Here is a 25222-nt window from a genome sequence, read left to right on the forward strand (position 1 = left end):
ACGCGCCGGGCGGACGGGGCGGGTGGACGGCCGAGGGCCGGGCCGCACCACCCGGTGTGTCCCGGCGGCCGTGGGCGGACACGGCGGTGGGCCCCAGGTGTTCCGGGGCCCACCGTGCCCGGGCCGGTCAGTCAGCCGCGCCGAGCGCCTCGGACACCAGGGCGCGGGCCTCGTCCTGCACCCTCGCGAGGTGGTCGGCCCCCTGGAAGCTCTCCGCGTACACCTTGTACACGTCCTCCGTGCCGGAGGGGCGGGCCGCGAACCAGGCGTTGTCGGTGCAGACCTTGAGCCCGCCGATGGCCGCCCCGTTACCCGGTGCCTCGGTGAGCACCGCGGTGATGGGCTCGCCCGCCAGGGTGTCCGCGGTGACCTGGTCCGGGGAGAGCCGGGCCAGCACCGCCTTCTGCTCGCGGGTGGCGGGAGCGTCGACCCTGGCGTAGGCGGGGTCCCCGAAGCGGGCGGTCAGTTCGCCGTAGTGCCGGGAGGGGGTGGAACCGGTGACGGCGGTGATCTCCGAGGCCAGCAGCGCCAGCAGGATGCCGTCCTTGTCGGTGGTCCAGACCCGCCCGTCCCGGCGCAGGAAGGACGCCCCGGCGGACTCCTCACCGCCGAAGCCCAGGGTGCCGCCGAACAGCCCGTCGACGAACCACTTGAAGCCCACCGGGACCTCGACCAGGTGCCGACCCAGGTCCGCGGCGACCCGGTCGATCATGGAGGAGGAGACGAGGGTCTTGCCGATGCCGGTGCCGGACGGCCAGTTCCCGCGGTGGGAGTAGAGGTAGCGGATGGCCACGGCCAGATAGTGGTTCGGGTTCATCAGACCGCCGTCCGGCGTGACGATGCCGTGCCGGTCCGCGTCGGCGTCGTTGCCGGTGGCGATGGTGTACGCGTCGCGCTGCTCGATGAGCGAGGCCATGGCGTACGGCGAGGAACAGTCCATGCGGATCTTCCCGTCCCAGTCCAGCGTCATGAACCGCCAGGTGGGATCGGCGAGCGGATTGACGACGGTGAGGTCGAGGCGGTGGCGTTCGGCGATGCGTCCCCAGTAGGCGACCGAGGCACCGCCCAGCGGGTCGGCACCGATACGGATTCCCGCGTCGCGTACGGCGTCCATGTCGAGGACGGACGGCAGGTCGTCGACGTACCCGGTCAGGAAGTCGTGGCGGCCGGTGGTGCCGGCGGCCAGCGCACGGGCGTAAGGGATCCGGCGGACGTCCTTCAGCCCGCCCTCGATCAGGGCGTTGGCGCGGTCCTGGATCCAGGAGGTGGCGTCCGAGCCCGCCGGGCCGCCGTGGGGCGGGTTGTACTTGAACCCGCCGTCCGCGGGCGGGTTGTGGGAAGGGGTGACCACGATGCCGTCGGCGAGGCCGCCGGTGCGGTCCCGGTTGTGGGTCAGGATCGCGTGCGAGACGGCCGGGGTGGGTGTGTAGCCGTCGTCCGTGTCGATGAGGACGGTGGCACCGTTGGCGGCGAGCACCTCCACGGCGGTGATCCGGGCCGGTTCGGAGAGGGCGTGGGTGTCGGCGCCGAGGAACAGCGGACCGTCGGTACCCTGCTGGGCACGGTATTCGCAGATGGCCTGCGTGGTGGCGGCGATGTGGTCCTCGTTGAAGGCTGCCGCCAGGGCCGAGCCACGGTGCCCCGACGTACCGAACGCGACCCGCTGGGCGGGCTCGGCCGGATCGGGGTGGACGGTGTAGTAGGCCGTCACGAGCCGTGCCACGTCCACCAGGTCTCCGGGCTGCGCCGGCTTGCCGGCCCGTTCGTGAACCATCGCTTCTCCTCTGTCTTGGGCGGCCGGTCGGCCTCGGCGGACCGTCACGGGAAGGACGATCATCCGAGTTGTACCCGATACTGCCGCGCGTGCCGCACGCGCGGGCACCGGGGCCCTCCCGCCGGTACTCCGACTCCGCAGCCGGCCGTGCCGCCGGGACCTCCGCCGCGATGGGCCGGAGCACGCGGGACACGTCCACCGGTGCGGGGCGTGCCACCGGCAGCCGGGACAGGCCACTGCGGGCACGCCCGTGACGTCTCCGGCCGCCGCACCCCTCTGCCGGTGCACGCGGTACCCGTCCCGCCGTCCCCGGTGGATCGGGGCCGTGGGCCGTCCCGCACCCCCGGCGGGCGCGCGACGGCAGCTACGGCGCCTCGCCGCGCTGCCCGGTCGTCCACATGCGTCCAGGGCGTGCTTCGAAAGCGGCGTGAGCGGGGTTCCGGACGCCGGCCGGGCACGCATGCGCGCGGCGGTGCACGGCAATTCCTTTTGAGCGGCACCATCCGGAACAGAAAAGCTCACCGGCCGTCCGACACGCCGACGTACGGGGCGGACGTGCGGCATTCTCCCGGCCCGCCCGCGGGTACACCATAGGGAAATATGCGCGAGTCGTACGCGTAGTCGCCTCACCGCCGTGGCACAGTGCATTTCGGTTTCGTCCACTTGATCTCCGCCGCCATTTCCTTACCGCCGGCGCTCATCCGGGCCAGCTCTTTCGGGGGAATGCGAGAAGAGAGCCGTGCGTGCTGCAGAGAAGTTTCAGCGAGGAAAGCGGACTGACGGTCCTTCACCTGGTCCAGCCGGTGGAGGGAGGAGTCGCCCGTGTCGTCACGGACCTCGTGGCGGCGCAGGTACGGGCGGGACTGCGGCCCGTCGTGGCCTGCCCGCCGGAAGGTTCGCTGGCACCGGCCGCGGCGGCCGCGGGGGCGGAGGTACGCGTCTGGCCGGCGGAGCGCGCCCCCGGTGCCCGGTTGGGCCGCGAGGTCACCGCGGCGGGGCGTCTGGTCCGCGCGTGCGCACCCCAGGTGATCCACGCCCACAGCGCGAAGGCGGGGCTGGCCGGGCGGCTGGCGGTGCGCGGCCGTGTCCCCACGGTGTTCCAGCCCCACGCCTGGTCGTTCGAGGCCCTGGAGGGGCGGGCCGCCGACACGGCGGCGGCCTGGGAGCGTTTCGGGGCACGGTGGAGCGACCGGATCCTGTGCGTCAGCGAGTCCGAGCGCCGGGCCGGGCGGCGGGCCGGCGTCACCGCCCGCTGGTCGGTGATCCACAACGGCATCGACCTGGACCGCTTCCGGCCGGGCGACCGGAGCGCCACGGCCTCGGCCCGCGCCGCCCTGCCCGCCCTCGCCGGCGTCCCGGCGGGCGCTCCGCTGGTCGTCTGCGTGGGGCGCCTGAGCCGGCAGAAGGGCCAGGACATCCTTCTGGAGGCGTGGCGGCTGACGCGTACGCGCGGCGCACGGCTCGTCCTGGTCGGTGACGGGCCGTCCGGGGCGGAGCTGCGGCGTACCGCGCCGCCCGGCGTGCTGTTCGCCGGGTTCAGCCGGGACGTGCGGCCGTGGCTCCACGCGGCCGACCTGGTCGTGCTGCCTTCACGCTGGGAGGGCATGGCGCTGGCCCCTCTCGAAGCCATGGCCTGCGGCACGCCCGTCCTGCTGACCGATGTCGCCGGGGCGAGGGAGAGCCTGCCTCCCTCTCATCTCCCGCACTGCCTGGTCCCGCCGCATGACCCACGGGCTCTCGCGGCGGCGCTCACCGCTCTGCTGGCCGACCCCGTCCTGCGCGCGGAGCTGAGCCGCACCGCGCGGCGGCACACCCGCACGGCCTTCGACGTGTCGAGGACGGCCGGGGCCGTTCTGCGCCTCTACCGGGAACTCGCCGCCCCGTCACGTCCCCTGACGTCCCGCCCCACGACGAGGAAGTGCACCGAGCGATGACGACGGAGAGTGCACCGGCCCACCGGCCCGCCCAGGCGACAGCGGTACGCCGTGCGGCGTCCGCGATCCGTCCCCCACGTGCCGGGAGCGGACGCGCGTCGTCGTCCCGGGCCGTCGCGGCCCGGCACAGGCGGACCGCGTCCCTGGGCCTGATGGCCGCCGACGGGCTGGGGCTGGTCCTGGCCCTGACCCTGGTGGCCGACGGGCCGTGGCCGGCGGGCGCCGTACTCCCGCAGGCGGCGGGCCAGTTGCTGCTGAACGCCTACCGCGGCCTGTACCGGACCGGACTGTCCCCGTCCGTCCTGGGGGAGCTGCCCGCCCTGTGCGGTCTGGCGGCGGTGCAGTGGTACGTCGCCGGCGAGGCCCTCGCGGCGTACGACCCCGCCTACGACCCCGGCTGGAGGGTCCTGGTCTGCGCGGTGGGTGCTCAGACCCTCCTGAGCTGCGGCGCCCGTGCCGGTGTGCACCGGCTGCGCCTGCGGTCGGCCGCCCGTAACCCGCAGTCCGCCCTGGTCGTGGGCGACGGTCCGCTCGCCGACCGGGTCACCGCCGTACTGCAGGAGCACACGGAGTACGGGCTGCGGCCGGTCGGCCGGGTGCGCGCCGGCGACGCTCCCGGGCCCCGGACCGCGTCGCCCGGCGGGTCCGCGCTGCCCGTGCTGGCGTCGGCGCAGGACGTCGGCCGGGCGGTCATCCAGAACACCGTGCGGCACGCCGTGTTCACGGTCCCGCCGGAGTCGGAACCGGAGGGATCCGCGCTCTTCGAGCTGTTCGTGGAGCACGGTTGCCGGGTGTGGCTGATCACCGACCGGGCGACCGCACTCCCCCACCCGGCCGCGCCCGGGACGGACCACCTGTGGGGCTTCGCCGCCCATACGCTGCACGACGGCCCGCACCGGCCCGCCGCCCACCGGGCCAAGCGCGCCATGGACGCGGTCCTGGCCACGGCCGCCCTGATCGCGGCGAGTCCCGTGATGGCCGTGTGCGCGCTCGCCGTACGGCTCTGCGACGGCCCGGGGGTCCTCTTCCGGCAGGAGCGCGTCGGACGGTACGGGCGGCTCTTCGTCCTGCTGAAGTTCCGGACCCTGCGCCCCGCCGACGCGCACGAGTCGGCCACCCGCTGGAACGTGTCGGAGGACCGGCGGATGAGCCGCGTGGGCAGGTTCCTGCGCCGTACCTCGCTGGACGAGCTGCCGCAGCTGTGGAACGTGCTGCGCGGCGACATGAGCCTGGTCGGCCCCCGGCCCGAACGCCCCTACTTCGTGAAGCAGTTCAGCCGCGTGCACCCCGGCTACCGGGCCCGGCACCGGATGCCGGTCGGTATCACGGGCCTCGCCCAGGTGCACGGACTGCGCGGTGACACCTCGATCGAGGACCGGGCCCGCTTCGACAACCGGTACATCGAGACGTGGTCCCTCTGGCAGGACGTGTGCGTCCTCGCGCGCACCGCGGGCTCCGTGTTCCGGCTCGGAGGCAGCTGAACAGTGACGCAGACCCTGACCGCCCGTCCTCCGGCCTCCACCCCCGCGTCGCCACCCGCCCCCGCCCCAGGGCCCCGTGCCGGACGGCCGTTCCCGCTCCGGTTCAGTCGGGGTGACTGGCCGTTGCTCCCCCTCCTCGCGACCGTGCTCCTCCTGGCCGTGCCGTCGGGCGACGGGGGCGCCGTGACCGTGTACGGCGTCCCCGCGGCGGACCTCCTCTCGGGCGTGGCGGTGCTCGTCTGCCTGGGCCGGTTGCTGTACCTGCGGGTACGTCCGCTGACGCCCGCTGCGGCGGGTGTGCTGGGCCTGCCGGCCGTGGGCCTGGCCGTCGCCACGGTCACCGCCGGTGATCCGGTGGCCGCGCTGCCGGGGTTCGTGCGCTACCTGCAGGTCTTCGTCCTCGTACCGGCCTGCGTCCTCCTCCTGGTCCGGGACGCCCGGGACTTCCGGATGATCACGGGCGCGCTCGTGCTGCTCGCGCTCGTACAGGGGGCCGTGGGCGTCCATCAGTACGCCACCGGCTCCGGTGCCTCCTACATGGGCGAGGACGTCCGCGCCGTGGGCACCTTCGGCGCCGGCGACGTGATGGGCATGGCCACGGTGGTGGGCTACGGGCTGCTCGCCGCAGCGGCCTGCGCGGCAGGTGCACCGGCGGGCCGGCCGCGCTGGCTGCGGCTCTGCGCCCTCACGGCCGCCGCCGCGCTGGCCGTCCCGCTCGCCCTGTCCTTCAGCCGGGGCTCCTGGATCGCGACGGCGGCGGGCGCCACCGCTGTGATCCTGCTGACGGGTCTCCGCCGGGCGGCAGGCACGCTGGCCGTGCTGGGCGCCGCCGGGGTGGTGCTCGTCGGTGGATTCGGGGTGGGCTCCGCCATGGTCTCCCAGCGGCTCACCAGCATCACCGAGGTGACCAGCGCCCCCGACCGGTCGGTCAACGACCGGTACGCCCTCTGGGCGGCCGCCGCGGGCATGTGGCGCGAGCACCCGGCCGCCGGGGTCGGGCTCAAGGGGTTCCCCGCGCACCGGGACGGACACGCGTCGATCGGCCTGTCCGCCGGCGGCGACACGGCGGGGGCGGGACAGGATTTCCGCAGGCAGCCGCTGCTGTCACCGCACAACATGTACCTGCTCGTCCTCAGCGAGCAGGGTCTCGTCGGTCTCACCGCGCTGCTGGGCTCCTGGGCTGCCCTGCTCGTGGGCGGGGTCCGGCGGCTGGTGCGCGCCCGGGCACGGGGTTCCGCGGCCGTCGACTGCGGGTCGGCAGCCGTCGGCCTGATGACCTGGCAGACCGTCGACTTCCTGTACGCGGACATCGGCGGCCCCTCCACCGTGGTCACCGGCATCGTGCTGGGCCTGGCCGCGTGGTGGGCGCTGGCCGTACCGGACCGGGCGGCTGCCACATGAGCGACACCACCACGGAAACGGCCGCCCCCACACCGGCCACCGGGGCGTCCACGGCCGGTGGCGGGCTCCGGCCCGGACGGTTCCTCGCCCGGGCGGCGGCCGGGGCCGCCGGGCTGACCGTCGTCGCGGCGGTGCTGGGACTCGTACGGGACCAGGCCGTCGCCCGGCTCTTCGGTGCCAGTCGTGCGAGCGACGCGTTCCTGATCGCGTGGACCGTACCGGAGATGGCGGCCACCCTGCTGATCGAGGACGGGATGGCCCTGCTGCTCGTACCCGCCTTCAGCCACGCGCTGGCCCTCCGCGCGGCCGGCGGGCACCGGGCGGACCCCGTCCGGAACCTCGTCGCCCGAACCCTGCCCCGGCTGTGCGCGGCACTCGCCTGCGCGGGGGCGCTGCTGGTGGCGGGCGCGCCCTGGGCCGTCGGGGTGCTGGCACCCGGCCTGGACGACCCGGCACTCGCCGTGGACTGCACGCGGCTGACGGCGGTCACGGTGTTCACCTTCGGCGTCACGGGGTACTTCAGCGCGGCACTGCGGGCGCACGGCCGTTTCCTGGCGCCGGCCGGTGTCTACATCGCGTACAACCTCGGCATCATCGCCACGACACTCGCGCTGCACGCCCGGTGGGGGGTGCGCGCCGCGGCGGCCGGAGTCGCGGTCGGCAGTGTGCTGATGATCCTGACCCAGCTGCCCACGTTCGCGGGGCTGGTGCTGCGCGGGCGGACATGGGTGCGGGGACGGCGGGCGGAGCGGGAGGCCCTCCCTGCGCTGCTCGGTGCGACGGTCCTCGCGCCCGTGGTGCTGTTCGTGGTGAGCCGTCAGTCCCAGGTCCTGGTCGAGCGGGTCCTCGCCTCGTCCCTGTCCGAGGGGGCGATCTCCCACCTGAACTACGCGCAGAAGGTCGCCCAGCTGCCGATGGTGCTGTCGATGATGATCTGCACGGTGACCTTCCCGGTCGTCGCCCGGGCCATGGCGGCCGGGGACGTGGAGGGGGCCCGCCGCCGGGTCGAACGCGACCTCGCGCTGGCCGGCACGATCGTGCTGCTGGGCACCTCGGTGGTGATCGGCTGCGCGCCCCGGATCGTGGAGGTCCTCTTCCAGCGCGGTGCCTTCGACGCCGCGGACACCGCGGCGACGGCCGGGGTGATGCGCGTCTACGCGCTCGGTCTGCTCGGCCACACGCTGGTCGGGGCGCTCTGCCGGCCGTACTTCTCGGCCGGCAGGCCCACCTGGTACCCGCTCCGCGCCATGGTCGCCGGGCTGGTGGTCACGGCCGGGGCGGGGCTGCTCCTGACCGGCCCGGCCGGTGTCGACGGCATCGCGGCGGCCAACGCCCTGGGCATCAGCACGACCGCGGTACTGATGCTCCGGGGGCTGGGGTCGCACGCCGTCGCGGTGCGGCCGGGGGCCGTGGCGCTCTCGCTCGGCAGGCCGGCCGTCGCGGCGGCGGTGGCCGCGTCCGCCGGCTGCCTGGCCGCCTCCTGGGTGCCCGGTGCGGTCGCCGGGCTGGCGGCCGGCTGCCTCCTGGTCCCGGCCGTCTTCCTTCTCGTCTCCCTCGCGCTCGGCGCACCCGAGGCCGTTCATCTGCTCACTCCCGTCCGACGGAGGTCCCCCCATGGCCGCTGACACGTCCGCACCCCCCGCCGGGGTCCGCACCTCCCGGTCCCGGCCGTGGATCCTCACCTACCACTCGGTGAGCGATCCGACGGACGATCCGTACGGCATCACCGTCTCGGCCGACCGCCTCGACGAGCAGCTCACCTGGCTGCGGCGGCGGGGTCTCGCCTGCGTGGGCGTCGCGGAGCTCCTGCGGGCGGACGCCGCCGGGCGGCGCGGCCTGGTCGGGCTCACCTTCGACGACGGCTACGCCGACTTCCTCGACGAGGCGCTGCCGGTCCTGCTCGGCCACGGGTGCACGGCGACGGTCTTCGTCCTCCCCGGCCGGCCGGGCGGCAGCAACGTCTGGGACCCTCTCGGCCCCCGCAGGCCCCTGCTCGGCGAGGAGGGCATCAGGGCCGTCGCCGACGCGGGCATGGAGGTCGGCTCGCACGGCATGCTGCACCGGGACCTGACAGGCCTGCCCGGGGACGCGCTGCGCGCCGAGACGCACGGCAGCCGCGAGGAGCTCCGCCGCATCACCGGGACCGTTCCGGCCGGCTTCTGCTACCCGTACGGCATCGCCGACCGGCGGGTGGTGCGGTCCGTGCGCGAGGCGGGGTACGCGTACGCGTGCGCCCTCGCTCCCGGCTCCCTGCTCGGGCCGCTCGCCCTGCCCCGTACCCACGTCAGCCACGCCGACCGGGGCGCCCGCCTCCGGGCGAAGGAGGTACGCCACCGGCTGCGCCACCGTGCCGCCGCCGTGCCCCGGCCCACCGGTGAGGGCCGGTGAAGGCCCTGCACGTCATCACCGGCCTCGGGGCCGGCGGGGCCGAGCAGCAGTTGCGCCTGCTGCTGCGCCACCTGCCGGTGCGCTGCGACGTGGTGACCCTCACCAACCCCGGTACGGTCGCCGACGGACTGCGCGCCGACGGCGTCAGCGTGCGCGACCTCGCGATGAACGGCAACCGTGACCTGACCGCCGTGCCCAGACTGGCCCGGCTGATCCGGCGCGGGGGGTACGACCTCGTGCACACCCATCTGTACCGGGCCTGCGTCTACGGCCGGGTCGCGGCACGGATCGCCGGGACGCCCGCCGTCGCGACGGAGCACTCGCTGGGCCGGGCGGAGATCGAGGGCCGGCCCCTCACCCGCGGCACCCGGGCCCTCTATCTGCGCACCGAGCGGTTCGGGGCGGCGACGGTGGCCGTCTCCCCCACCGTCGCGGGCCGGCTGCGCGACTGGGGGGTGCCGGCCGCGCGCATCCACACGGTGCCGAACGGGATCGACGCGGCCGCTTTCCGTTTCGACCCGGACCGGCGGCGCGCGACCCGGGCCGCCTTGCGCGTTCCCGGCGACGCCTTCGTGGTGGGGGGCGTGGGCCGGCTCGTGCCCGGCAAACGCTTCGACGTACTGGTCCGTGCCGTGGCCGCCCTCCCGGACGCCTGGCTGGTGCTCGCGGGGGACGGCCCGCAGGCCGGGCCGCTGCGCGAGTTCGCCGCCCGGCTGGGCGTGACGGGCCGGGTCCGTCTCCTCGGCGAGTGCGGCACCGGGGACGGGCCGTACGGCGTCCCCGGGCTGCTCTGCGCCATGGACGCCTTCGTCTCCACCTCCCGTGAGGAGTCCTTCGGGCTCGCGGTCGTCGAGGCCCTGGCCGCCGGCCTGCCCGTGGTCCACGGCCCCTGCCCCGCCGTGGACGACCTGCCGGCCGGGCAGGCACCCGGGACCGTCCGGATCGGGCGCCAGGAGTCCGGCGCCGGCCTCACCCGCGAACTGACGGCCGCGCTGCGCCACCTGACGGTGAGCCGTCCCCGCAGACTGCCACCGCCGCCGGCGGTGGACCACTACGCCATCACGTCCAGCAGCCGACGCCTCATGGACGTCTACGCACACGCCCTCGACTCCGCCCCCTCGACCGGGAGAACACACCCATGACCGAGTCGCCCGAGCAGAAGCCGGCCGCCCGCGGACGGTTCCGCGGGCTCCGCCGCGTATCCCTCCGGCCCCGTTGGTGGCCCCTGCCCGCCTGTGTCCTGCTCGGAGCGGCATGCGGGCTGGGCTACGGGCTGGCCGCCGAACCCGTGTACGCGTCCACCGGCTACGCCGTCGTGACCGCCGGCAAGGGCACCGATCCGGCGGCGGCCCTGGGGTACGCGCAGTCGTACGGCCGGCTGGCCACGAGTGACGCGACGCTCTCCTACGCGCGGGGGGCCGCCGGGGAGCCGGTCGGCGAACTGCGCACCCACGTACGGTCGGAGACCTCCCCCGACTCCCCCATGATCGCGGTGACCGGTACGTCGTCCGATCCGCGCCGGGCGGCGGACATCGCCAACGCGGTCACCGAGGCGATGGTGGTGAGCAGCGGGCACGTCGCCAAGGACACGGGGGTCAAGCTCATCAGGTTCTCCCACGCCGTGCCGCCGGCCGGTCCGGTGTCCCCGTCCGTTCCGCTCGGCACGGCCGTCGGCGCGAGCGCGGGCGGGCTGGCCGGCGGACTGCTCCTCCTCGTGCGCCCCCGACCGGGCCGCCGCGGCGCCGCGGCGCAGGTACCGGCCCCCGCGCAGGCCGGCCCGGCCGCCCGCGCCGAGGAACGGGAGCTCGTACGATGACCTCCGCCCGCCGCGGCCGGCTCACCGTCACCCTCTGCCGGGACACAGCGGAGTTCGCCGGGCTGGCCGGGGAGTGGGACGCCCTCCACCGCCGCTGCCCCACCTCCACCCCGTTCCAGAGCCATGCCTGGCTGCACTCGTGGTGGCTGTCCTACGGGACCCCGGGCAGACTGCGGGTCGTCCTGGCGCGTCGCGGGGAACGGCTGATCGGCGCGGCCGCCCTGATGCTCGTGCACCGCCCGATGCCGCTGCTGGTGCCCCTGGGCGGGGCGATCTCCGACTTCTTCGACATCCTGGTGGACGGGGAGGACGCGCGCGACGCCGTCGCCGCCCTGGAGCGCGGGCTGGACCGGGCCGCCGTGCACACGGTCATCGACCTGCGCGAGGTGCGGCCGGACGCCTCCGCCCAGCGGCTGTTCGCCCTCTGGTCCGGTGCCCGTGGCAGGCTCACCGACTCGGCCTGCATGGAGTTGCCCGCCGAGCCGATCGGCACCCTCATCGGCCGGATGCCGGGCTCGCGGGCGCAGCGGGCGCGGGCCAGGCTGCGCAAGGTCGACGCGCTGGGGATCGAGTGCCGGACGGCGCCCGAGCACCGAGTCGCGGACGCCATCGGCACGCTGCTGCGGCTCCACGAACTCCAGTGGCGGGGGCGAGGCGTGAACGCCGAGCACCTGCGGCCCCGCTTCTCCGCCCACCTGGTGCGCGCCACCCGCCGGATGGTGCGCGACGGCCAGGCCTCGGTCAGGGAGTTCCTGCTCGGCGGGGACGTGGTGGCCGCCGATCTGGCTCTCACCACCGGGCGGCTGACCGGCTGTTACCTGTACGGCGCCGATCCGGCGCTGCGGGAGAAGAAGGTCGAGGTGTCGTCCATGCTCCTGCGCGAGGTGGCCCGGCAGGCCGCGGACACCGGCCCCGGTGGCGTGCTGAGCCTGCTGCGCGGGTCGGAGCAGTACAAGAACCACTGGGAGCCCGTGCCGGTCGTCAACCAGCGGCTGCTGATGGCCCGTCCGGCCCTGGAGCCGCTGCTGCGGCTGCGCGAGTCCCAGGTGGCGGTGCGTGACCGGGCGGCGGAGACCGTCAGGACGAGGTTCCCCGCGGCGCGGGACCGGCACGGCCGGCTGGGAGCTCTTCCCGCGGCCGTGCTGCGGGGGATCGGCCGTCGGTGACGGCCGTGGTCACTCCGGTGGATCGACCGGGATGACGCAGGATCACTACTTTTGGACCGATCCGTTACCGTCTGTCGATTTTCGCGTTGTCAGAGCATGCCGGCCGCACCTCCCGCGGCCGGTCTCGACCCTCACAAGGAGAACTGAATGTCGCGCATCACGAAGGTGGCCGCTGTCGTGGCGGGTACCGGCGCCCTGCTCGCCGGCGGTGCCGGCCTGGCTTCCGCCGACGCCGGGGCGGGGGCCGTCGCCGCTCACTCCCCCGGTGTCCTCTCGGGCAACGCCGTCCAGGTGCCCGTGCACATCCCGGTCAACGTCTGCGGCAACACGGTGAACGTGATCGCCCTGCTCAACCCGGCGTTCGGCAACACCTGCGCCAACGTGTCGGAGACCCACGAGGACGAGGGCGACTACGCCTACGGCCACTGAGTCCCGTAACGGGTCCCGCCCACCGGGCCTCCCCTCTCCGCTGCGGCGCAGGGGGGAGGCCCCGCCCGTTCCCGGGCCCCTTCCGGTCCGACGGTGGCGCTCAGACGTACCGGTAGAGACGGCTGTGGTCCATGAGCTGTGAGGGTGCCACGTCCCAGGGCGGCATCGGCTCGTCGAGCGCGAAGACGCGGCCCCGCTGCGGGTCACCGTCGGGGAGCGCCCGGCCCGGCAGGTAGCGGGAGCGCGGGTGCGCCTCCTGCCAGCGCGTCCAGAGCAGGTCCAGGTACGCGTGGTGCAGCCAGAAGACGGGATCGTCGGGTGATGCGGCGCCGGCCATCGACCCGCCGATCCAGCGGTGCACCTGGTTGTGGTTGGCGACTCCGCGCGAGCCCCGGATCCCCCAGCCCTCCATCCTGTTGCGGAAGCCGGTGGTGCTGACGCTGTTCCAGGGGGCGGCGTCGTAGAGCGGGTCGGCGAGCGCGCGGTCCACCTCCGCCCTGCCCGGCAGGGTGACCGGCGCGGAGGGCCGGCCGAAGTTCCGCCGCAGGAAGCGGTCGTCGGTGAGGCCCCCGCCGATACGCCAGTTGCCCTGCCGGTAGGCGAAGGGGCCCGTCATGACCTGCCGATCGCCCGGCCGGCCGTTCCCGCCGAGGAAGTCGTCCGCCCAGAGGGAGGCGGCCGGGGTGTTGTCCCGCGTCCAGTCCCAATAGGGGATGGAAACGCCGGGATCGACGGCCCGCAACGCCTTCTCGAACTCCAGCAGGTACCTGCGGTGCCAGGGGAAGAAGGAGGGGGTCATGTGGGCGGGCCGTGGCCGGCTCTCGGCGTCGGTGACGTAGTACTGCCGGTGCAGCGTGACGAAGTCGTCGTAGCGTCCCGACCGCTTGAGCGCCAGGATCGCGTCGACGAGGCGCTTCTTCTCCGAACGTGTGAGGTTTTGCTGGTTCTTGCGGCTGTACACCCGTGCTCGCCCTTCGGTCAGATGGTGTGCGGGGAGGCTGCGGACAGCCGGGCGGTGCCGATCTCGTCGACCGCGGCCCTGGCCGTCTCGAGGAGCGTGGGGAAGGACTCGTAGTGGTTGACCACGCTGAGGTAGCTCCCGTCGGCGCGCCTCATGACGTGAAGTGGCCTGCCGTCGATGCGGACGTCGATGCCCGGGGCGGCCGCCACGGCGCCGGCCTCCCCGGGGTGCGGCGCACCGGCCGCCGCGACCACGGCGCCGGCCGTGCCCCGGATGTCGCGGCCCCGGTAGACCTCGGAGAAGCGTTCGGGGCCCACGAAGTTGCGTTCCGGGCGGGCGGGGGCTCCCGGGTTCCCGAGGAGTACGGGGGTGAGTGCGCCGCCCGTACCGGCGACGACGGCCGTGGTGAAGGCCGCGCGGAGCACCGCGCGGCGGGCCGGCCGGCGGCGGCCGGCTTCCTCGCCCCTACCGGTGGTCCGTTCCATATGTGTCCCTGCCTCTCGTCCGCTCTGCCGGATTTATTCCTTCTCGGGGTGGGCAACGAGACGGCGCGCGAACAGTTCTCGTCCCGCGCCTGGCGCGCGACCGTGGGAATGTGCCGGCCGCCGCGGCCGCGTCGCCCGCCCAGCCGCACGCGCCGGGCGAGCATGGACCGTCCGAACTCCTGGAGGTTGAGCTATGAACGCGCCGACACGGGTGCCCACGGGCCGCACGCGCGCCCCGGATGACATCGATCTGGCCGACCCCGCGTTCTGGCGGCTGCCCCGGCCCGAGCGGCTGGCCGCTTTCGCCCGGTTGCGGGAGCTGGACGCACCCGTCCGGTTCACCCCGCGCACGGGGTCGCGCACCCCGTTCCACGCGCTGGTCAGGTACGAGGACGTGAAGGCGGCCAGCCGGCAGCCGCAGGTCTTCGCCAGCGCTCCCGGCGTCACCACCCCGGAGCCGGCCCGCTGGGCCAAGGCCGTGTTCGGCAACTCGATGGTCAACATGGACGGCGCGGAACACGCCGGTCTGCGCAGGACCATCTCCCGGGCCTTCACCCCGCGGCTGCTCGCCGCCGCCGAGGAGAACATCGCCGCCGTCGCCGCACGGCTGGTGGACGAGGTGGTCGCCGAGCGCCCCGATGACTTCATGCGGTCGGCCGCCGCCCGTATGCCGTTCGAGGTCATCTGCGACCTGATGGGTATTCCGGAGCGTCACCGGGCGGGGATCGCCGGCCTGATCGACCACGCGTCGGAGTACGTCGGCGTGCAGCGCAGGGGGCTCGCCCGGCTGCGGGTGCCCGGGCGGGGCCTGCGGTCCCTGGCCCGCATGCAGCTGGTGATGGCGGGCATCGCCCGCGAGCGGCGCCGCGCCCCCGCGGACGACGTGATCTCGGCGCTCGTACGTGCGGACGTCGACGGGCGTGCCCTGTCCGCCCGCGGGCTCGGCGCGTTCTTCTCGCTCCTGCTCGTGGCGGGAGTGGAGACCACGCGGAACGCGATCGCCCACGGGATGGCCCTGCTGACCGCGCACCCCGGGCAGCGGGCCCTTCTGGCATCCGACTTCGAGCGGTACGCGGACGGGGCGGTCGACGAGATCGTCCGGCACTCGACCCCCATCATCCAGTTCCGCCGGACGGTCGTCGCCGAGCGGGCACTCGGCGGCCGGACCTTCCTGCCCGGCGAGAAGGTCGTCCTTCTGTACGCCTCCGCGAACCGGGACGGTTCGGTCTTCGCCGACCCCGACGTCTTCGACATCACCCGCTCCCCCAATCCGCATCTCGGTTACGGCGGGGGCGGACCGCACCACTGCCTGGGGGCGCATCTGGCCGGACTCGAGATGAAAGCGCTCTTCCGGGAACTTCTCTCACGGCCGGGCGATATTCGTGCGGTGGGAGAACCGCGTCTCGTGGATTCGAATTTCGACAACCGCGTCCGGTCTCTTTCTCTGGCCGTCGGTGATTCTCACCCGAATGGCGTGGAGTGATTCTCCGGCTCTCGCCAATGGTCTACTGACACGCGTTCGCGGGGCCCGTCGGCGCATGTTTCTCCTTATGGTCGTCAGGTCGGAGGCAGCCGTTATCGAAGGAGCAGCCGTGCCCGGAAAACGCCGTCTCAGAGACCTCGGCATCGGAACGGCCGCGCTCACCCTCCTCGTCGGCGGCATCGTCGTCGCGGAGCGGGACGGGCAGGACACCCAGGCCGGTAAGGGTGCCTCCCCCACTCCCTCGGCGGCGGGCGCGACCGCCGTCGGCGCCTACCTGGACTACGGGCCGAAGGGCGTGCGGCGCATGGCGGAGCTGTCGCGCTGGCTCGGCGGGACGGAACTGCGCGTCGGTCACACCTATCTGCCGGGCGACCTGTGGGAGAACATCGAGGGCCGTCCCGGTTTCCTCGCCTCCTGGGCCGCGTGGCGCCGTGCCGACGAGAGCCGGATGCTCGTCCTCAACACACCGATGATGGAGCGGAACGAGGAGCACCTCTCCGACGACGAGGTGCGCGGCCTGCTGAGCGAGGCCGCCGCCGGGGCGTTCGACGAGCACTTCCGCAAGCTGGCCGAGCGTCTGGTGCTGCTGGGTGTGCCGGACACGGTGATCGTGCTCGGCTGGGAGATGAACGGCACCACGTACAGCCACCGCTGCGGCCCGGACCCGGTCGCGTGGAGGACCTACTGGAACCGCATCGTCACCACGATGCGGTCCGTCCCCGGTCAGGGGTTCCGCTTCGACTTCGCGCCGAGCCGTGGCCGGGACGCCGTCCCCTGGACCGAGTGCTACCCCGGCGACGACGTCGTCGACATCATCGGTATGGACTCCTACGACCAGCCTCCCGCGAAGACGTTCGACGAGCAGGTGAACGAGCCGTACGGGCTCCAGAAGCAGGCCGACTTCGCGGCGGAGCACGGCAAGCCGCTCTCCTTCCCGGAGTGGGGGCTGTTCCGCAACGGGGACAATCCCGAGTACATGCGCCGCATGCTCGAATGGTTCGAGCGGCACCGGCCGGTGTACCAGACGATCACGGACTACTGCCCGCACGGTGTCTGGCAGTGCGCCGAGAACCCCGCGTCCTCGCGGGTGTTCCGCGAGATGCTGTCCCGGCAGCCGGGCACCGCCGATCCGGCCGGGCCCACGCCGGTGCCGAGCGAGTCGCCGAAGCCCGAGAAGCCCACACCGACCGTTCCCGCCCCGGACACCGGCGGGCGCGAGTGGTGCGTCAGCCTGCCGCTGACCGACTGGTTCGGCCAGTGGCTCCCCGACCGGGAGTTCTGCCTGCGCGACCAGCAGTGAACGACCGCCTGCGGGCAGCCGCCCGTGCGCGAGCGTTCCGCCCCGACCACCCGTGGAGGCCCCCGGGGCCCTGACACGGGCTCCGGCCACCGAAACGGGCGGTCGGGGACGACGGGGCCCGGCGGGGGACCCTCGTACGGCTCCGCGACGGCCGGCGGCGCGGAGCGGCCCGCGCCCGCGGCACCGGGCGGCTCCGTCGCGCGCGTCCTCGGCGTCGACGGGAGGACGGCCGCGCGGAGCGCCGCCGGGACGGGGACGCCGAGGACGGAACGCGACGGACCGGCCCCGGGGCCGGGGAATCCCCTCCTCCGCCGCCGGCACGGTCGTCGTCCACGGGCACGGACGGCCCGGGGCGGTGCGGGACTCGCCGGGGCCGGGCCGGGGAGCCACCAGGACGGCCCATAGGGTGGCCCCATGTCTGCTCCGCTGAGTACCGCCAGAACCCGCGCCGCCCTCCGCGCTTCGGCGCGTATATCGGGTGAGACGCTGCTCGTCCTCGCCCTGGCCGCGGTGGCCCTGTGGGTACTGGGCCGCATGTGGTCGGTCGTCTGGCCCCTCGTGATCGGGCTGCTGCTCACCACACTGACCTGGCCCCTGACGCGTTACCTGCGGCGGCACGGGTGGTCCCCCGCCCTCGCGGCCTCTGCCGTGACCGTGCTGTTCCTCCTGGTGACCGCAGGAGTGGTGGCGCTCATCGCCGTGCCGGTGGCCTCGCAGTCCGGCGAACTGGCCGACGGCGTGGTCGAGGGGATCCAGAGGCTGCGGGAATGGGCCTCCGGTCCGCCGCTGAACATCGGCGACGACCAGATCACCGGCGCCTTCGACTCCGCGACCGCCCGCGTCCAGGACAGTGCCGGCAGCCTGGTGACCACCGCCGTCTCGGGCGTGAGCACCGTGGTGGACGGTGTGGTCACGGCCGTCCTGGCGGTCTTCCTGATGTTCTTCTTCCTCAAGGACGGTCCCCGGTTCCTGCCGTGGCTCGGACGCCAGCTCCCCGGACGGCTCGCCACCGACGTCCCGACCGTGGCCGCGCGCGGCTGGGAGACCCTGGGCGAGTTCGTGCGTTCACAGGCGTACGTCGGCCTGCTCGACGCCGTGCTCATCGGCATCGGCCTGTGGATCGTGGGGGTGCCGCTGGTCCTTCCGCTGGCGGTGCTGACCTTCGTGGCCGCGTTCGTGCCGATCGTGGGTGCCCTGTTCGCGGGCTTCGTCGCGGTCCTCATCGCCCTGGTGTCCAACGGCCCGGCGGACGCCCTGATCGTGCTGGCGATCATCGTCGCGGTGCAGCAGCTCGAGGGGAACGTGTTCCAGCCGATGATCCAGAGCCGCGGGCTCGGCCTGCACGCCGCGGTGGTCCTGCTGGCCGTGACGCTGGGCGGCAGCCTGGCCGGGATCGTGGGCAGCCTGCTCGCCGTCCCCGTCGCCGCGCTGATCGGCGTGGTCTGGAACTACCTGCGCGAGCAGCTGGCCGAACCTCGTGAGGCGCAGCCCCGGGAGCCGGCCGGCACACCGTCCTGACGGATCCGCCGTCCCGCCGTGGGCGTTCCGGCAGTTCACCACCCCGTCCACAGCAGATGGTTGATCAGCAGGGCGACCACCGCGTGGGCGGCGAGCCAGCCCCTCCGGTCCCCGGCGGGCAGGAGCGCTGCGGCGGGCAGGAGCCAGACCGTGAAGGGCAACCAGATGCGTTCCGTCTCGGCCTTGCTCATGCCGGAGAGGTCGGCGACCAGGAGGGCCAGGAGGGCGGCCAGGACGAGGACCGCCAGCCGCTGCGCACCGGCGGCGGAGCCCCGGCCCACCGCGCGCAGGGCCGCGGGGGCGATGGCGCCCGCCCGGCGCAGTCCGGCCACGGTGCCGAGGCCCACGGCGAGGGTGGTGCACGCGAGGTTCGCCCAGATCCAGTAGGAGTACGGGCGGACCCCGCCCGCCCCCTGGTAGTAGCGTTCCACCAGCTGCCGGTACCCCTCCCACCAGTCGAAGCCCGCCAGGGTGAAGGCCGCGGGGGCCACCAGCGCGCCGAGGAGGAGGGCCGGGACCGGGCGGGCCGTCCGGGCGAGGACGAGGACCGCGAGCAGGGGTACGGCGATGAGCGTCAGACCGTAGCTGAGGTAGCAGGTCACCCCGAACAGCAGGCCGGAACCGAGCGCGGCGGCTGCCGGGAACCGTGTCCTGCGGGTCGCGGCGAGGGCCAGCAGGGCGACGGACCACGCCGCGACGGCGGCGAAGTAACCGTCGGCCGAGGTGCCGGTCCACACGGCGAGGGGGGCGAGGACGAGGAAGGGCGCGGCGCGGCGCGCGAGGCCTTCGTCCGTCAGCGCGCGCAGGGTGATCAGGACGGCGACCGCCGCGGACCCGCCGAGCACGATGCACCAGACACCTGCCCAGGCGCCGCCCGCCAGCCCGGCCCGGTCGAGGCCGACGAAGGTGAGCGTGGCGCCCGGCGGATGCCCGGCGACGTGGGTCGGCCAGTTGCCGGGCGGCCCGATGACGATGTGGTCGGTGAAGCCGCGCAGGGCGGCCCCGATGTCGTCGAAGCGGTCGATCGCGCGGAGGTACTCGTGCTCGGTGGTCAGCCTGCGCGCGATGCCCCGGTGCCAGCCGTCGGCCATCGCCAGGGAGAAGATCCAGGCGAGGGACGCCGCCCAGCCGGTGAGCAGCAGGCGCCGCCAGGGGAGCCGGTCGGCGAGCGCGGGCCCGTAGGCGATCACGGCGGCAGCCACGGCCACCGCGGCCGGGGTGCCGGGGCCGAGGTGCGGGTCCCAGGTGGCCAGGAGAGGAGGCCAGCGCACCCGCAGGCTGCCGTTCGCGTTCTCGATCATCCACCCGGCGAGAACGGCCACGGCCACGAGCAGGACGCCTCCCGCGGCGGCGGCCAGGTCCGGGCGCCGTCCCCGGGGGGCCATCGGTCGGCTGGGGGCCGCGGGACCGGACTGCCCGCCCGGTCGGGTGCGTTCGCTGCGCTGCTCCGTCGTCACGCGGGCACGCTACGCACACGGAAGGCGCGGCGGGCGGTGCGACGCAGGCGCGTCACACAACCGTCAGATCCGGCGATGTGGCACTCCGGACCGAGCGCCGTGACGGCCCTGCGGACGGGCCCGGTGCGGCGCTCGGGACCGGTTGGAGCGGCGCGGGTGCCGGCCTGCCCGTCCGGCCGGCTCCCGCGGGTGCGATTCCACCCCCATCGCGGGGCCGGAGCGCTACGAGCCGGCGAGCGGGAGGTCGCCCGACAGGTTCCTCGGCGACCGGCTGCCGATCACGGCGCCGCTCTTGGCCGCGTCGGCGCTCCGGCTCGTGGCGGGGTCCGAGCGGGCCCGGCGCAGGGCCACGAAGGGGCGGCCGTCCGCCTCCCACCGACCGGCGGGCCGCCAGCCGCTCGCCCGCGCGTACCGGAGCAGCGCGGGGGCGCCGACCCGGGCCCAGGGGAAGTGGCCGGGGGCCGGGCCGCGGCCGTCGTCGAGCTGGACCCGGACCCGCTCGTCGACGTCCTGCGGCGCGGTCTCGACCACGAGCAGGCCGCCCGGGGCCAGCAGGGCGGCGGTCCGGCGGAGCAGGGCCCTGGGGTCGCCGCCGATGCCGATGTTGCCGTCGATGAGCAGGGCGGTGCCCCAGCGGCCCTCTCCGGGCAGCGGTTCGAAGACGCTGCGGCGCAGCGCGGAACCGCCCGACCGCTGGGTGTGCTCGACGGCCGCCTGACTGACGTCGATGCCCAGGGCGCGGTGTCCGCGGGCGGCGAGTGCCGCGACGAGCCGGCCGGGGCCGCATCCTATGTCGATGACCGGTCCTTCGCAGCGGCGCAGGGCCGACAGATCCGCGGCGTCGGCACCCGCGCACCAGCGTTCGACGTCCAGCGGCAGCAACCGGCCGTCGGTGCGGCGCAGGAAGAGCGGGCCGCGGCCGTTGCGCAGCGCGTCGGCGTACGGGTCGCCGGTCCAGGAGGGGACGCCGGGGCCCGGGGGCGGGAGTGTCGTGCTCATCGGACCGCCTTTTGAGGGGTCAGCCGGGCCAAGGTCGCCGCGAACCGGCCGTACGGCGCCTCCGCCGCCACCTCGGCCGCGTCGAGCGCGGTGTCCACGTCGCGCAGCGGAGGGAGGTCGCGCACGGTGAGCCCGGCATCGGTCAGACGCGCCCTCTGGAGGCGGCCCGTCCGCGGGAGGGACATCGGGACACCGCGTACGAGAGCGGGGTCCGGCACAGCCATGCCGAGGGCCCAGAAGCCGCCGTCCTCGGCGGGTCCGAACCAGGCGCCGCCGTCCTCCCAGGCGCCCGGGGCGAGCGCGGGCGCCAGATGGGCGGCGGAGAGCTGAGGGGTGTCCATGCCGATGAGCAGAGCGGGGCCGGCGCAGGATCCGAGTGCCACCGCGATGCGTTCGTCGAGGGTGCCTTCGCACTGCGGACGCACCTCGATGCCCGGCGGCAGCCACGGTCCGGGCCGCCCGTCCAGGACGACGACGCGGCGCCGGGCGGGCAGGGTGAGCACGGTCCGCAGGGTGTCCTCGAGGGCGGCGGCGGCGATCTCGGCGGCCTCGTCCGGGCGGAAGGGCGGTGTGAGCCGGGTCTTGACCCGGCCGGGCACCGGTTCCTTGGCGATGACGAGCAGCGTCGTCGGCCCGGTGGCCGGGGCGCCGCTCACCGGGCGGCCCGCGACGGGGCGGTGCCCGCCGGCCGCTGCGGCGGCTGCCGCAGCACGGCCCGCATGTCGCGCACCGCGTGCCAGGTGCCCCGCCAGGTGCCGGTGACCTTGGATTTCCCGGTACGCGGGCGGTACGGCACATCGGTCTCGGTGACGCGCAGTCCGGCGTCGGAGGCGCGGACCACCATCTGCAGCGGGTATCCGCTGCGGCGGTCGGTGAGGTCCAGGGCGAGCAGCATGTCCCGGCGCGCGGCCCGCATCGGCCCGAGGTCGTGCAGCCGCAGGCCGGTGCGGGCGCGGAGCATCCGGGCGAGGGCGATGTTGCCCGCGCGGGCGTGCGGCGGCCAGGCACCGCGGCCCTCGGGGCGGCGGCGGCCGAGGAGCAGGTCGCTCTCCCCCGCCGCGACACGGCGGACGAGGCCGGGCAGCAGAGCCGGGTCGAGGGAGCCGTCGCAGTCGCAGAAACAGACGTACTCCGTCTCGGCGGCGAGCAGTCCCGCGTGGCAGGCGGCGCCGAAACCGCGCCGCGGTTCGTGCACCACGGTCGCCCCGAGCGAGCGCGCGAGCTCCGCCGACCCGTCGGTGGAGCCGTTGTCGACGACGATGGCACGCCAGCCGTCCGGGACGCGGGCCAGCACCTGGGGCAGGGCGGCTGCCTCGTCGAGACAGGGCAGGACGACGTCGGCGTGGACGGGGACATGGGGAACAGCCGGTGAGAAGTCGGTCACACGGTTCACCCTACGGAGCACAAACGGGCATTTCGGGCTTCAGGTTCTTACGAAACATGGACGTCGGCCGGGTGGCGGCCCACCGCCGCTCCGCCCCGCCGTGCGAGGTGCCACAGTGTCCGCATGCAGAACATTCCGGTCCCGCCGGGCCCCGAGCCGCGCCCCGGTCCGGGTGACGGCGTGCCGCAGGGACGCATCCTCCTCGTGGACGACGACCCGACGGTCGCGGAGGTGGCCACCGGGTACCTGGAGCGTGCCGGCTACGCCGTCGACCGGGCGGACGACGGTCCCGGGGCCCTGGCGCGGTTCGCCGGCCGGCGGCCGGACCTGGTGGTGCTCGACCTGATGCTGCCGGGCATGGACGGCTTCGAGGTCTGCCGCCGGATGCGCGCGTACGGACCGGTGCCGGTCATCATGCTGACGGCGCGGGGCGACGAGGACGACCGCATCCTCGGTCTGGAGACGGGCGCGGACGACTACGTCACCAAACCGTTCAGCCCGCGTGAACTCGTGCTGCGCGTCGGTTCCGTCCTGCGCCGCGGCCGGGACAGGGCGCAGCACTCCCCCGCCGTGCTGAGCGGCGCCGGACTGGTCCTCGACCCGGTGGCCCGCCGGGCGACCCGGGAGGGACGTGAACTCGATCTGACGCTGCGCGAGTTCGACCTGCTGGCATTCTTCCTGGCCCATCCGGGACAGGCCTTCGGCCGCGAGGAGCTGATGCGGGAGGTGTGGGGCTGGGACTTCGGGGACCTGTCGACGGTGACCGTCCACGTACGCCGCCTGCGCGGCAAGGTCGAGGCGGACCCGGCGCGCCCCGGCCTCATCCGGACGGTGTGGGGGGTGGGCTACCGCCTGGACCTGCCCGACGTCACCACGGGGAGCTGACCGCCGTGTCCGACACCCTGCTCATCGCTCTCCTGGCGTTCCTCGGAGCCGCCGCCGCCGGAGTGCTCGGTGCTCTCGCCCTGCGGCTGCTGCGGCACCGCTCCCTCGTCGTGTCGGTGGCGGTCGTCGCCGCGGTGGCCGTGACGGCCATGCTGGCGGGGACCCTGACCGTGGCCTGGGCGATGTTCCTCTCGCCGCACGACCTGTCCGTCGTGACGACCGTGGTGGCCATGGCCGCCGTGGTGTCCCTCGTGACCGCGCTGGTTCTGGGCCGGTGGGTGGCCGCCGGGAGCCGGGACCTGGCGGCGGCGGCCCGTTCCTTCGGTGACGGCGGCACGTTCGCGGCCCCCGAGGGCCAGGTGGCCGCCGAACTGGCGACGCTGACAAGGGAACTGGCGGCCACCAGCGCCAAGCTCGAGGGCTCCCGGGAACGGGAGCGCGCGCTGGAGGCGTCCCGCCGCGAGCTCGTCGCCTGGATCTCGCACGACCTGCGGACCCCGCTGACGGGGCTGCGCGCGATGTCCGAGGCGCTGGAGGACGGGATGGCCGCCGACGCCGGCCGCTACCTGCGGCAGATCCGTACCGAGGTGGAGCGGATGAACGACATGGTGGGCGATCTCTTCGAGCTCTCGCGGATCCACGCGGGCTCGCTCACCCTGGCCCCCACCCGGATCTCGGTCGAGGACCTGGTCGGGGACGCCCTGGCCGGTGCGCACCCGCTCGCCCGCGCACACGGGGTCCGGCTCGTCGGCGACCGGATCGACGCGGTGCCCGTCGAGGTCGACGGCAAGGAGATGAGCCGGGTCCTGGGCAATCTGCTGATCAACGCGATCCGCCGCACGCCCGCCGACGGTACGGTCGCGGTGGCCGCGCAGCGCTCGCAGGGCGGCGTCGTGCTCTCGGTGACCGACGGCTGCGGCGGGATCCCCGAGGAGGACCTCACCCGGGTGTTCGACACGGGATGGCGGGGCAGCCATGCGCGTACTCCCCCGGCGGGCGCGGGCCTCGGGCTCGCCATCGTCCGGGGGATCGTCGAGGCCCACGCGGGCACGGCGGGCGTACGGAACGTGACGGGCGGCTGCTGCTTCGAGGTCACCCTTCCCGCGGCGCGCGGCTGAGGGCGGCGCACGGCGGCGTCCTCCTTCCCGCGGCGCGCGGCCGAGGGCGGCCCGGCCCGTCACCCCGTCCCCCTCAAGGGGGCGGCCGCGAACTCCCGCATCCCCGCGGCGAACTCCGTCTCGGGCTTCCAGCCGAGCTCCTCGCGCAGCCGGCGCGAGTCCGCCGTCACGTGCCGGACGTCTCCGAGGCGGTACTCGCCGGTGATCACCGGCGCCGGGCCGCCGTGCGCCGCGGACAGGGCCCGGGCCATCTCGCCGATCGTGTGCGGTCGGCCGCTCCCGGTGTTGTACGCGTCGAACGTGCCGGGCCGCCGCTCCCGCACGGCGGCCAGGGCGACGGCGTTGGCCGCCGCCACGTCCCGAACGTGCACGAAGTCCCGCCGCTGGCCGCCGTCCTCGAAGACACGGGGGGCCTCGCCCCGCGCCAGCGCGGAGCGGAAGAACGACGCCACTCCCGCGTACGGGGTGTCGCGCGGCATCCCGGGGCCGTACACGTTGTGGTAGCGCAGGGCCACGGCCCGGCCGCCCGTCGCGCGGGCCCAGGCCGATGCGAGGTGTTCCTGGGCGAGTTTGGTGGCCGCGTACACGTTACGGGGGTCGGTGCCGGCCTGCTCGGTGACCAGACCGGGCAGCAGTTCCGCACCGCAGGCGGGGCAGCGCGGCTCGAACCGGCCGGCGTCCAGATCGGCCACCGCCCTGGGCCCGGGGCGGACCGGACCGTGCCGGGGGCAGTCGTACCTGCCCTCGCCGTAGACCACCATGGAGCCGGCCAGCACCAGGTCCCGGACCCCGGCCGCCGCCATCGCGGCGAGCAGGACCGCGGTGCCCAGGTCGTTGCAGCCGACGTACTCCGGGGCGTCGGCGAAGTCCTTCCCCAGGCCGACCATCGCCGCCTGGTGGCACACGGCGTCGATCCCGGACAGCGCCGCGGCCACCGCCTCCCTGTCGCGTACGTCCGCGACGACGGTCCGCACCCCGGGGAACGCGCCGGGCCGTGATCCGCCGTGGGCCGAGGTGAGCAGGGCGTCGAGGACCACCGCCTCGTGCCCGCGGGCGGTGAGGGCCCGGACGATGTGGGACCCGATGAACCCGGCTCCGCCGGTGACCAGTACGCGCATGGCCGCCACGCTAGGCCGACGGCGGCGGCCCCGGCCGGTGCGGCACGCTCACGTCACCGGAGCGTAAGGGGTGAGCTCCCGGGCCGTGCGCGGCCGGACGCGCTCCCCTGTGCCCTGGCGCGTCA

Annotated in this window: 22 protein-coding genes; 14 read left to right on the forward strand and 8 right to left on the reverse strand. The window is 74.8% G+C overall.

Annotation, left to right across the window (positions count from 1 at the left end):
* Positions 1-127: 127 nt before the first annotated feature.
* Positions 128-1774, reverse strand: a complete 1647-nt coding sequence (gene pgm, locus BA175_RS25370) for a phosphoglucomutase (alpha-D-glucose-1,6-bisphosphate-dependent) (protein WP_069173845.1) — start codon at positions 1772-1774, stop codon at positions 128-130.
* Between the two features lie 743 nt (positions 1775-2517).
* Between pgm and BA175_RS25375 the strand changes: the two genes are divergently transcribed.
* The 9 genes from BA175_RS25375 to BA175_RS25415 all read left to right on the forward strand — a co-directional run bounded on the left by BA175_RS25375 (position 2518) and on the right by BA175_RS25415 (position 12389).
* Positions 2518-3708 (forward strand): glycosyltransferase family 4 protein, encoded by a 1191-nt coding sequence (locus tag BA175_RS25375; RefSeq protein ID WP_069173846.1) that lies wholly within the window; start codon positions 2518-2520, stop codon positions 3706-3708.
* Positions 3705-5189 carry a sugar transferase gene (locus tag BA175_RS25380; protein WP_069173847.1) on the forward strand — a complete coding sequence of 495 codons (1485 nt, stop codon included), beginning with the start codon at positions 3705-3707 and terminating at the stop codon, positions 5187-5189. The genes BA175_RS25375 and BA175_RS25380 overlap by 4 nt, the downstream gene beginning before the upstream one ends.
* Before the next feature lie 3 nt (positions 5190-5192).
* Entirely contained in the window at positions 5193-6590 is a 1398-nt protein-coding gene (locus BA175_RS25385) for an O-antigen ligase family protein (protein ID WP_254667984.1), read from the forward strand.
* Complete coding sequence (locus BA175_RS25390; protein WP_069173848.1) at positions 6587-8215, forward strand: lipid II flippase MurJ; 1629 nt, start codon at positions 6587-6589, stop codon at positions 8213-8215. Before BA175_RS25385 ends, BA175_RS25390 begins: the two co-directional genes overlap by 4 nt.
* A complete protein-coding gene (locus BA175_RS25395; RefSeq protein ID WP_069173849.1) occupies positions 8205-8978 on the forward strand; it encodes a polysaccharide deacetylase family protein in 774 nt (257 codons plus the stop codon). The genes BA175_RS25390 and BA175_RS25395 overlap by 11 nt, the downstream gene beginning before the upstream one ends.
* Positions 8975-10120, forward strand: a complete 1146-nt coding sequence (locus BA175_RS25400; protein ID WP_069173850.1) for a glycosyltransferase — start codon at positions 8975-8977, stop codon at positions 10118-10120. Before BA175_RS25395 ends, BA175_RS25400 begins: the two co-directional genes overlap by 4 nt.
* Positions 10117-10794, forward strand: a complete 678-nt coding sequence (locus BA175_RS25405; protein ID WP_069173851.1) for a YveK family protein — start codon at positions 10117-10119, stop codon at positions 10792-10794. Before BA175_RS25400 ends, BA175_RS25405 begins: the two co-directional genes overlap by 4 nt.
* Positions 10791-11960: a GNAT family N-acetyltransferase gene (locus BA175_RS25410; RefSeq protein ID WP_069173852.1), complete on the forward strand. Its 1170-nt coding sequence runs from the start codon at positions 10791-10793 to the stop codon at positions 11958-11960. The genes BA175_RS25405 and BA175_RS25410 overlap by 4 nt, the downstream gene beginning before the upstream one ends.
* Positions 11961-12107: 147 nt before the next feature.
* Positions 12108-12389: a chaplin gene (locus BA175_RS25415; RefSeq protein WP_069173853.1), complete on the forward strand. Its 282-nt coding sequence runs from the start codon at positions 12108-12110 to the stop codon at positions 12387-12389.
* A gap of 100 nt (positions 12390-12489) precedes the next feature.
* Here the strand turns inward: BA175_RS25415 and BA175_RS25420 are convergent, their stop codons facing one another.
* Complete coding sequence (locus BA175_RS25420) at positions 12490-13350, reverse strand: tyrosinase family protein (RefSeq protein WP_069173854.1); 861 nt, start codon at positions 13348-13350, stop codon at positions 12490-12492.
* A 17-nt stretch (positions 13351-13367) separates the two neighbouring features.
* Positions 13368-13835, reverse strand: coding sequence for a tyrosinase family oxidase copper chaperone (locus BA175_RS25425; RefSeq protein WP_069173855.1), 468 nt, complete (start codon positions 13833-13835; stop codon positions 13368-13370).
* A 193-nt stretch (positions 13836-14028) separates the two neighbouring features.
* Here BA175_RS25425 and BA175_RS25430 point away from each other — a divergent pair, with 193 nt between their 5' ends.
* The 3 genes from BA175_RS25430 (at position 14029) to BA175_RS25440 (ending at position 18136) form a co-directional block, all read left to right on the forward strand.
* A complete protein-coding gene (locus tag BA175_RS25430; RefSeq protein ID WP_069173856.1) occupies positions 14029-15318 on the forward strand; it encodes a cytochrome P450 in 1290 nt (429 codons plus the stop codon).
* A 109-nt stretch (positions 15319-15427) separates the two neighbouring features.
* A complete protein-coding gene (locus BA175_RS25435; RefSeq protein ID WP_069173857.1) occupies positions 15428-16618 on the forward strand; it encodes a glycoside hydrolase family 26 protein in 1191 nt (396 codons plus the stop codon).
* Between the two features lie 414 nt (positions 16619-17032).
* Entirely contained in the window at positions 17033-18136 is a 1104-nt protein-coding gene (locus BA175_RS25440; RefSeq protein WP_069173858.1) for an AI-2E family transporter, read from the forward strand.
* A 35-nt stretch (positions 18137-18171) separates the two neighbouring features.
* Here the strand turns inward: BA175_RS25440 and BA175_RS25445 are convergent, their stop codons facing one another.
* From BA175_RS25445 to BA175_RS25460, 4 genes are all read right to left on the reverse strand, one after another.
* Complete coding sequence (locus BA175_RS25445) at positions 18172-19593, reverse strand: hypothetical protein (RefSeq protein WP_069173859.1); 1422 nt, start codon at positions 19591-19593, stop codon at positions 18172-18174.
* 222 nt (positions 19594-19815) lie between these two features.
* Complete coding sequence (locus BA175_RS25450) at positions 19816-20592, reverse strand: class I SAM-dependent methyltransferase (protein ID WP_069173860.1); 777 nt, start codon at positions 20590-20592, stop codon at positions 19816-19818.
* Complete coding sequence (locus BA175_RS25455) at positions 20589-21248, reverse strand: TIGR04282 family arsenosugar biosynthesis glycosyltransferase (protein WP_254667985.1); 660 nt, start codon at positions 21246-21248, stop codon at positions 20589-20591. Before BA175_RS25455 ends, BA175_RS25450 begins: the two co-directional genes overlap by 4 nt.
* A complete protein-coding gene (locus tag BA175_RS25460; RefSeq protein ID WP_069174259.1) occupies positions 21245-21976 on the reverse strand; it encodes a glycosyltransferase family 2 protein in 732 nt (243 codons plus the stop codon). The genes BA175_RS25455 and BA175_RS25460 overlap by 4 nt, the downstream gene beginning before the upstream one ends.
* A gap of 123 nt (positions 21977-22099) precedes the next feature.
* Between BA175_RS25460 and BA175_RS25465 the strand changes: the two genes are divergently transcribed.
* The gene (locus BA175_RS25465; RefSeq protein ID WP_069173861.1) at positions 22100-22861 is read left to right on the forward strand and encodes a response regulator transcription factor; all 762 of its coding nucleotides are present in this window, start codon (positions 22100-22102) and stop codon (positions 22859-22861) included.
* A 5-nt stretch (positions 22862-22866) separates the two neighbouring features.
* Positions 22867-23979, forward strand: coding sequence for a sensor histidine kinase (locus BA175_RS25470; RefSeq protein WP_069173862.1), 1113 nt, complete (start codon positions 22867-22869; stop codon positions 23977-23979).
* A gap of 59 nt (positions 23980-24038) precedes the next feature.
* On the opposite strand, the gene BA175_RS25475 is transcribed toward BA175_RS25470, so the two are convergent.
* Entirely contained in the window at positions 24039-25097 is a 1059-nt protein-coding gene (locus tag BA175_RS25475) for an NAD-dependent epimerase/dehydratase family protein (RefSeq protein WP_069173863.1), read from the reverse strand.
* Positions 25098-25222: the final 125 nt, after the last annotated feature.

Origin of the sequence: Streptomyces griseus (genome assembly GCF_001715295.1) — a bacterium.
Lineage (GTDB): Bacteria > Actinomycetota > Actinomycetes > Streptomycetales > Streptomycetaceae > Streptomyces > Streptomyces griseus_G.